Below are 8,795 nucleotides of genomic sequence, written 5' to 3'. Positions count from 1 at the left end.
ATTCTATCTGTTCCCTGCCGCCATCGCGGAGCATAACTACCGCCCGGCATTTCATGGCTACAGTATACATTGGGGTGTCCTGCGTCCTAAGTCGCGCGGGCGCATATCGCTACGATCGGGCGATCCCTTCGACGCCCCGCGTATTCTCAACAATTTTATGACGGAGCCGGAAGACCGAGCCCTGAACCTGGCTGGCCTCAAGATAGCTCGCGAGATTCATGCTCAGCCTGCCTTCGATGGACTTCGGGGCCTTGAAATCGCCCCGGGTGCTGCAATCGTCGACGACGACTCCCTTGACCGTTATCTCGGGAGCACATCCGTTCCTCACTATCATCCGGTCGGCACCTGCCGAATGGGTAGCGATGAGAATGCCGTTGTCGACCCGCAGCTGCGGGTCAGGGGCATGCCTGGGCTGCGCGTCATCGACGCCTCTGTCATGCCGAGGCTGATTGGCGGCAACACCAATGGGCCTACCATCATGATCGCTGAAAAGGGCGCCGACTATATCAGAGGTCTGGCATCATTGGCTGCCTGACAAACCAAAGACAAAAGGGGCGGAGGGCATCTTTGCAACGCGGTCGCTCGAAGAGGGTTCGATCTAAACCAAGGCCCCTTGCTCGGACGCGGGCCTCCCCGGCAAATGTTCACAGACAAATCATTGGCGCGGCCAGCCGCAGCTATTTGAGATGAGATGATGCAGTATCCAGACATGTGGTCGGCCGTGAATATCGCTGCGGCCGTTCAGTCCGGCACCATCTCGGCAGTTGAAATTGCGCGTCTATCCCTCGACCGCATCGCCGAACATAACCAGACGTTTAACGCCTTCACCCTGGTTCTGCCCGAGCAGTCGATAAAGCAGGCGCAGGATATCGATCGTCGGCGACGCGCGGGCGAGCCGCTTGGCCTGTTGGCCGGGGTACCGGTCGCCATCAAGGATTTTACTCCGACAGCCGGGATCAGGACAACGTTTGGTTCCAGAGCGTTCGAAGATTTTGTACCGCGGCAGGACGCTGTAATAGTCCGGCGACTTCGCGAGGCCGACGCGATCCTTGTCGGTAAAACCACAACACCGGAATTCGCCAGTTCATGGTTTACCCGCAGTGATCTGTTCGGCGACACCCGCAATCCGTGGGATCCATCCCGCACGTCCGGTGGCTCTTCGGGAGGGGCTGCCGTCGCCGTCGCCACGCAGTGCGTGCCTTTGGCCGAGGGCTGCGACATGCTGGGCTCGGTGCGCGGGCCGGCATCGTTTTGCGGTGTCGTTGGGCTGAAGCCGTCCCTGGGTCGGATTCCCTTCGATGCACTTCGGTCAAAGTTCGACGACATCAGCCATTTTGGCCCATTGGCGCGAACAGTCGATGACGCCGCGCTGTTCCTGCGATCTACCGCAGGATCCCATCCGGTCGATCTTTTCTCCTATCTACCGCCGCTTCGCCTGGACTCCGAGATCTCAGGGCAACCCGAAACTTTGCGGATCGCGTTCTCGATGGATCTAGGGTATTGCGCGGTGCATCCGGAGATCCGCAGTGCTCTCGAAGCCACTGCCTTCGCTTTGAGTGCCGCCGGCGCCAGTGTCGACGCGATCGACCTGGGAATGGATGCCGACGATGCCGAACTGGTATCCAATGCGTCGATGGTCTGGTTGGCTGCGCACTATGGCGACCTTCGGGACCGCAAACCCGAGCAACTCTCCCAACTCACGCTAAGGATGATCGACATCGGCCGGACCTTCAATGCGGCGCACATCAAGCGCGTCGACTTCGTCCGAGCCAAACTATGGCAGAAGCTGGCGGTCATATTTGCCACTTACGACGTGTTGCTCTGCCCGACGATGGCGCAACCCGCGCCGGCCTTGAGCGGGGATGATTTCGATTTCGGCGGCCGCAACGAGCAAGGCCGGCTGGCCGCGCTCGATCTGACAAGCATCTTCAATCTGGTAGGCGCCTGTCCGGCAATTTCAGTGCCATGCGGGATGACGGCGGATGGCCTACCGGTTGGCGCTCAGTTTGTGGCACCGCCCCACAACGAGGCTCTGGTCCTGTCGGCAGCGCGCGCCGTCGAACTCGTCCGGCCGCAGCCCTCCTGGGGGCAATAGCAGTGATTTTGCAGGTGCCGCGGCAATTCCGTCGTTCTTAAGTGTGGAGATCCCGATGATCAAAAGCATTTCCGTTCCGATCGAACCGGTTTCAGAAGACAACTTTCGATCCTTCGGCCACATAATTGCTGCGCCGAAGAAGGACCCGCAATTCGTCGGACCGGGATATTCCACTTGGCGCTATCCGCTTGTTCTCGGAGGAACGGCAGACTTGACGATGTTACGTCACCCGTTCGGTCCTGTAGTTTGCAACCGGTTTGAAAAGCACCCTACCATTACCGAGTTGCGCGTGCCGCTCGATCCCGTCGTGTCCGTCGTCTTCGTCGCCAGCACGCCCGATATACCGCGGCCACAGGACATGAAGGGGTTCCTGGTGGACGGTGAAACCGCCATGCTTATAGAACGAAACATCTGGCACTCCGCCTCCTTCCCGCTTGATCCGCGAGGGGCGCACTTCCTTCTGATTTCCGATCGGGAAACCGAGGGCGAACTCGAGGAGGCCGGCATTGACGGGGTTCCCTCCGTCTATACGCAAATGGTAGACTGGACTGGGCAGTACGAATTGGTTCCAGACTATTCGGGACTGGGTGAATCTTACGACCGCCTAGCCTGAAGGTCAGCCATCGCGGCATCGACGCCCGATCTTCTACCGCTATGCGCCCTATGGCCCGTTCGATCCCAAAACCGCGTTCACCGAGGCAAAGACGGCCCTGCTGTTGATGCTGAGCGGCGGTACGACGCAGGGCTATGCGCTTCAGGTTCGGCTCTGCGGCATGGCATGGACAGCCACTTCCATTTGATTTTTTGGTCGACAGACGCGCCTTACTGCAGAGGTTCCTGGCCCAAGGCAGCCTGACGGCCTCCTGCGCGTCACCGGCTTCGGAACGGGAGCAGGCGGCCACAAAGCGGCCTTCGGTCTGTCCAACTATCGCGTCCGGGTTCCAAATGGTCTCGTCACGATCGGTCACGAATTCTGGCCAGATCCCCCCATTCTTTCGGCCGGCCGAATGGCAGTCTGCTCCCGTGTGGGTTGGCGATTCCGCTGCACTTGTCTTGCTAGCACACAAAGCAATTCGAACATGATCGTGGCGCCTGCGATCGCCGTCATCCCGGCAAGGTCGAAGGGCGGCGCAACCTCAACGACGTCAGCACCAATGAGGTTCAGGCCGTCGAGCTGCCGTACCAGGTGCTGTGCTTCCCTTGTCGTGAATCCGCCGATTTCCGGAGTACCCGTTCCGGGCGCCATCGAAGGATCGATTGAATCGATATCAAAAGTTACATAGGTCGGCGAAGTCCCGACGATGTCGCGAACCTCCGCCATCACGGCTTCCGGGCCCCGGCTGCTGAACTCCTCCATGTACACTATGCGGACGCCTTGCGCCTTCGCCCAATCGTGCTCTTGGGGAGAATACAGCGATCCGCGGATTCCGATTTGAACGACACGATGGGGATCCAGCAGATCCTCTTCGATCGCGCGACGAAACGGCGTTCCGTGAGTGAAACGATTGTCTCCGAAATAGGTGTCGTTCGTATCCGAATGCGCGTCGAAGTGTATGAGCCCGATCCGTTCCTTCCTGGCGACCGCGCGCAATACCGGCAAGGTCACAAGGTGGTCACCGCCGACAGAGAGCGGTAGGGCGTGAGCCGCGACAATCTCTGCGATACCCCTTTCGATGAGCCTGAGGCTATCTTGAAGATCGATCGGGTTGACTGCCAGATCGCCGACATCCGCGACATTCGCTATTTTGAACGGCTCTGTCTTGAAGACATGGTGCGTGCTGCGCATCAAGCTGGAATAGTTGCGCACTTCGCGCGGCCCATGCCGGGCGCCAGCGCGGTTGGTTGTTCCGCCGTCCCATGGAATACCGACCAATGCGATGTCCAGCCCCTCGGCTGATCCGACCGCCGGCAATCGCATGAAAGTGGCAAGCCCGGCAAAGCGCGGAACGATGGCAGCATCAACCGGTTGATGAAATTTTCCTTCCATCCTCACTGTCCTAACTGAAATTCTTCTTTGATGATCTCAACCATCCGACTGACGCAATCCTCTAGAAGCCATTCGCCTTTTTCCGCGGACGCCCCTTCCGTCATCGAAAGAACGCCCGACGGCGGAACCTCAACCGGCGGTCTTGGGAATCGGTCGTATGGGCGAAACTTTGCTGGCCCGTCATGCAGAGAGCGGCCAAGATCCACCTGGTTCGGGCGGATCGCAAGCATCAGCGATGTCTCGAGCACGCTCGCATGCTCGAGTTCTATGCCTGGGAAGCCGTTCGGAAAGATCTGGTCGATTGTCTGTGGTCGCACGAACTCCCAATGATCCATGCGCAGAATGCTCAGGCCACTCCCTTCGTCCCGTCCGACCGCATCGAGTGCAAGCTCGATGCCTTCAATCGACGGCCAAACGTTTTCATAGTGACCATTGAGCACCACTATGCGGTGCACCTTCTGGCGATGGAGTTCGACAATAACGTCGCGCACGACCAGGGAGAAGGTGTGCGCGGAGAGGTTGATGGTTCCGGCGAAGGCGGGCCCGCCACCGGAACGCGGCTGAGAGCGGTTGCCGTAGGGCAGGGTGGGTGCGACGAGTGCGCCGGTGGCTCTCGCAACGCGCTCGCTGATAAAGGTCGGGATAACAACGTCCACATTGAGCGGCATGTGGTGGCCATGTTGCTCCGTAGCGCCGAGCGGCAAAATCACTGGAGCGCCGGCGCCAATCCTGCATTCGGCCTCCGGCCAGGTCAGGTCTGCTAGAAAGACTGAATCATTCATCACCACTCCTTCCCGCAATGCCGCTCGATGGCAGAGACAGCGCGCAAAAAACAATGTCCGTCTCCCACGTGAGGCTAAACAGGGTTCAACGCGATGGCTCCCAGCACATTGTCATCCCAGCTTTCGGCCGACCAAGGTGCTACGCTGCCCATGACGGTAAAATCGAGTTATCTGCGACGTTGCATCTAGGATTCTCGATGTTTGATCTCTTCCCCACCGGTTCTCCGTCAAGGTGCCTCCGCAGAGGCGGGCGACTGATGTCGAGAGCCCACCGATGCTGGCTGCATCACCGCTAATTCCGTTCAAGGTTACATTTGCAGATAGTAATGTTTTACCCCGCCGTCGCGTGCCCTCATGGCTCGTCATAAATGGGAGACGGCAAATGGCCTCACTTGCAATGATCAAGCATCCCGCAGCCATCGTTGCGCTGGCGCTGCTGACCGTGCTGCCGGCGCGCGCTGAAACCAAGGGACCTGTTACAGACGACAACGGCGTGGTTGAGATCCCCGAAGGCGAACCGCTTATGATCGGCAGCTTTTTGGCACTGACCGGCGCCGACGCCGCCCTGGGCATCGACGCCCGCCGCGGCATCGAAATCGCCCTCGATCGCATCGGTGCCACCTACAAAGGGCATCCGATCGAGATATCTTTCGAGGACGAGACCTGCAGCCCGGAAGGAGGGCAGACCGCAGCCACGCGCCTCGCCTCAAACGATCAACTTGTCGCAATTCTTGGACCCAGTTGCTCCGGCGCCGCGAGAGCCGGCGTGCCAATTCTCTGGCAACACAAGTTCCCGGTTGTCGGTGTCGGCCCAACCTCGCCAACGCTAACCGACCCCGCTCGTGGCCCAGACTTCGATGGGTTCGTCAGAGTTTCCTTCAATGATAACGCCACCGGCAAGTTCGCGGCGTCGTACGCTTTAAAGGGCGCCAAGACAGCAGCGACTCTGCATGACGGCAGCACCTATGGTCAGCAGATCGTCCGCACCTTTGAGGCAGAGTTCAAGGCGCAAGGTGGAACCATTGTTGCCGAGGAGGCTATCGGTCCCACCGACACTGACCTCCGCCCCGTTCTGACGAGGATTGGCACCAAAAAGCCGGACCTTCTTTTCGCGCCGCTCTACGTTGCCGCCGGTGCGTATCTTGTTCGACAGAGGGAGGAAGTGGACGGGCTCAAGAATACCAAACTGTTGGCGACCGATCCAATCATGGCTCCGGCCTTTATGACTGCCGCCGGCAAGGCCTCGGTCGATGTTAAGATGGTCGGCATCGACTTCCGCCCGGAGACTTTGGGGCCAGCTTACCAGAAGTTCGTCGAGACCTATAAGTCGAAGTATGGAGAGGCTCCAATCGCCGGCTTCCATGCTTACGGCTATGACGCCCTCGGCGTGTTGATGGCGGCCATCGACAAGGTGGCGGTTGAGAAGGACGGCGAACTCTTCATTGGGCGGGATGCGCTCAACAAGGCGATCCACGCCACAGCCGGCTACGAGGGGCTCACAGGCAAGCTGACCTGCGACCATCTCGGAGACTGCGCTTCGCCGGTCTACGCGGTGTGGCAATTCACATCCGGCGATGCGGCCAGCTACTCCCTTGGGACGAACCCGAAACGAGTGGACTGATGAACGACGACACAGTCATCGCCAGGAGGCAAAACGTCGACGGTTCGGGCCATGGCCCGAACCGTTTGGGTAGCCTTCTAAGTTGGTTATCGGATGCCATGTCGGAGTGGCGTCGGCGCTCGACCTGGGTAGATCACGTGATGCTGGGACTTCGCATCGCGCTGCTGATTATTGTTGTCGCCGGCCTGACCCGGTCGTTGACGAGCAACGAATATAGCGCTCGAGACTGGGCGTCGTTTGCGGTGTTCGGGTTAACACTTGGCAGCATCTACGCGCTGGTCTCCCTCGGCTACACAATGGTCTACGGCGTGCTGCGGATGATAAACTTCGCCCATGGCGATGTGTTCACTACCGGTGCCTTCGGCGGCTTGATCGTCGCCGGCCCTTTCATTGAGAGCGGGTCGACCGTCGGCCTCATCGGGGTGCTCGTCGCCGGCGCCTCGAGCTCGGCGGCCATCGCAGTCCTCATCGAGCGGGTCGCCTATCGCGCTTTCAGCCGGAGTGGTTCCCTGGCTCCATTGATCTGCGCGATCGGGGCCTCTTTCGTCTTGCAGTATACCATTCGAGGGCTATTCGGAACTGGATCAAGGGCCTATCCCGACGTAGCTGCCCTCAATGGCGCCATAAGCCTCGGAATCGTGCAGATTCCATTGGTGCAATTGTTCGTCATCGCCGCCGCCCTGCTGGCAATGGCAGTCCTGCACGTCATCGTGCAACACACGACGCTGGGTACATCGATGCGAGCTGTGGCGGAAGATCGCGAGGCGGCGGCGCTGATGGGAATCAATTCCGACCGGGTCGTGACACTCACCTTTATGATTGGCGGGACGATGGCCGGTGTCGCGGGTGTCCTCTACGCCCTGGTGTTCAAGCAGATACACGCGTTCATGGGCTTCACGCTCGGCATCAAGGGCTTCGCCGCCGCTGTGCTCGGCGGTATCGGAAACATACCGGGTGCGATGGCAGGGGGCTTTTTGCTCGGCTTGTCGGAAAGCTTTGGCCCGGCGGCGCTTCTCAGCGGATTCGGGATGCCTGCTCCTTATCAGCTCAAGGATGCGATCGCATACGGACTGCTGGTGATGATCCTGATCTTTCGACCAAGAGGCATATTCGGTGAGCGCCTCTCCGTGAAACGGATGTAATTCCATGTCCATTTCCCCTGGCCAATCTGGCTCGCCTTGGTGGCATTTGGCGCTCAAGGCAGGAGCGGTTTGCGGATTTACTGGCGTCTATATAGTCGGCGTAGGTGTGTTCAGCGCATTTGGCGCCCGCTCGGTGCTGGCGCACGCAGTGTCGCTAGGGCAGCTTTTGTTGTTGGCCGTCGCCTTCACGGGTGGCTGGTACGCGGTATCCAACAGGCAGCTGAAACCTTTCGAACGCTGGCTTGCCAGTGCCGGGACAGGCCTCCTGGCAGGCTTGTCTTATGCCGCCGTCCTTCTTATGGCGCGCGGCGCCAACGTCCAGGGGTTGTTCGTGGCATTCAATCAACCGACTTTGTCAGCCGCGCTGGTTGGTCAGTCGGGTGCCGGGGCGATCGCAGTACTTGCCGGGCTGGCGTCCGTGACTGCTCTTGCCGGGGCCGCCATCCGCCAATGCCCATGGGCTGTTCGTCGTACAATTCTTGCCGCCGCGGTGGCGGTGCTTTTCGGAGCGCTCTTGCGCGACCTGTGGGTTAGCCTGTTTTCGACCCTGCTAAGGGGACGTTGGTGGGTTTCGACCATCTATGTGTCAAGCGGTGGGCTCACCTGGGTCGGCGCCGGCATCGCGGTGTTGGCCGGCGTTGCGTGGCAGATTGCGCATTATCTGATCGGACAACGCCGCACGCCAATGATCGACGTTGTCATCCTGATGGTCGCGGCCCTGCTCGTCCCTTTCCTGACAAATGCATTCGTTGCCCAAGTCATGCTTCTCGTTGGCCTCTATGCGCTCATGGGCATGGGCCTGAACATAGAACTGGGGCTCGCCGGATTGCTCGATTTGGGTTTCGTCGCATTCTTTGCGATAGGCGCTTATGCCACCGCTCTGCTGACCTCGGATTCGCCGCTTGCATTGGCTCATCTAAGTTTCTGGGAAGCTCTGCCCATCGCCACCCTTTGCGCGGCAGCGGGAGGCTTCATCTTCGGTCTGCCGGTTCTGCGCGTACGCGGGGACTATCTTGCTCTGGCAACGTTGGGCCTGGGCGAGATTGTGCGCATAATTGTCGTATCCGACATGGCCGCGCCGGCCATTGGCGGCGCACAGGGTATCGTCGGCATTCCGCGTCCCAAACTCATCGACCATCCGATGGTTTCGCAGCTCAGCCTCTACTAT

At 59.8% G+C, this 8,795-nt stretch carries 8 protein-coding genes; 6 read left to right on the top strand and 2 right to left on the bottom strand.

The genetic code is table 11. The features are described 5' to 3' along the window. The 3 genes from EOA27_RS11525 to EOA27_RS11515 all read left to right on the top strand — a co-directional run. The coding region (locus tag EOA27_RS11525; RefSeq protein ID WP_245491070.1) for a GMC oxidoreductase at positions 1 to 535 on the top strand (535 nt) is incomplete at its 5' end. A 156-nt stretch (positions 536 to 691) separates the two neighbouring features. Further along, positions 692 to 2,095, top strand: a complete 1,404-nt coding sequence (locus EOA27_RS11520; protein WP_127256209.1) for an amidase — start codon at positions 692 to 694, stop codon at positions 2,093 to 2,095. A gap of 55 nt (positions 2,096 to 2,150) precedes the next feature. Next, positions 2,151 to 2,708, top strand: a complete 558-nt coding sequence (locus EOA27_RS11515; RefSeq protein ID WP_189562005.1) for an ureidoglycolate lyase — start codon at positions 2,151 to 2,153, stop codon at positions 2,706 to 2,708. Positions 2,709 to 3,059: 351 nt separating this feature from the next. On the opposite strand, the gene speB is transcribed toward EOA27_RS11515, so the two are convergent. Continuing rightward, positions 3,060 to 4,082 (bottom strand): agmatinase, encoded by a 1,023-nt coding sequence (gene speB / locus EOA27_RS11505; protein ID WP_127256203.1) that lies wholly within the window; start codon positions 4,080 to 4,082, stop codon positions 3,060 to 3,062. 2 nt (positions 4,083 to 4,084) lie between these two features. Beyond that, the gene (locus EOA27_RS11500; protein WP_127256200.1) at positions 4,085 to 4,864 is read right to left on the bottom strand and encodes a creatininase; all 780 of its coding nucleotides are present in this window, start codon (positions 4,862 to 4,864) and stop codon (positions 4,085 to 4,087) included. Between the two features lie 382 nt (positions 4,865 to 5,246). On the opposite strand from EOA27_RS11500, the gene EOA27_RS11495 reads away from it, so the two are divergent. The 3 genes from EOA27_RS11495 to EOA27_RS11485 form a co-directional block, all read left to right on the top strand. Beyond that, positions 5,247 to 6,485, top strand: coding sequence for a branched-chain amino acid ABC transporter substrate-binding protein (locus EOA27_RS11495; RefSeq protein WP_245491069.1), 1,239 nt, complete (start codon positions 5,247 to 5,249; stop codon positions 6,483 to 6,485). Next, positions 6,485 to 7,627, top strand: a complete 1,143-nt coding sequence (locus EOA27_RS11490; RefSeq protein WP_245491068.1) for a branched-chain amino acid ABC transporter permease — start codon at positions 6,485 to 6,487, stop codon at positions 7,625 to 7,627. Before EOA27_RS11495 ends, EOA27_RS11490 begins: the two co-directional genes overlap by 1 nt. A gap of 4 nt (positions 7,628 to 7,631) precedes the next feature. Continuing rightward, the coding region (locus tag EOA27_RS11485; RefSeq protein ID WP_127256197.1) for a branched-chain amino acid ABC transporter permease at positions 7,632 to 8,795 on the top strand (1,164 nt) is incomplete at its 3' end.

Source organism: Mesorhizobium sp. M2A.F.Ca.ET.037.01.1.1, assembly GCF_003998075.1.
GTDB lineage: Bacteria > Pseudomonadota > Alphaproteobacteria > Rhizobiales > Rhizobiaceae > Mesorhizobium.
Note: the sequence above shows the minus strand (reverse complement) of the source record. Positions and strands in the feature narration are given on the sequence as shown.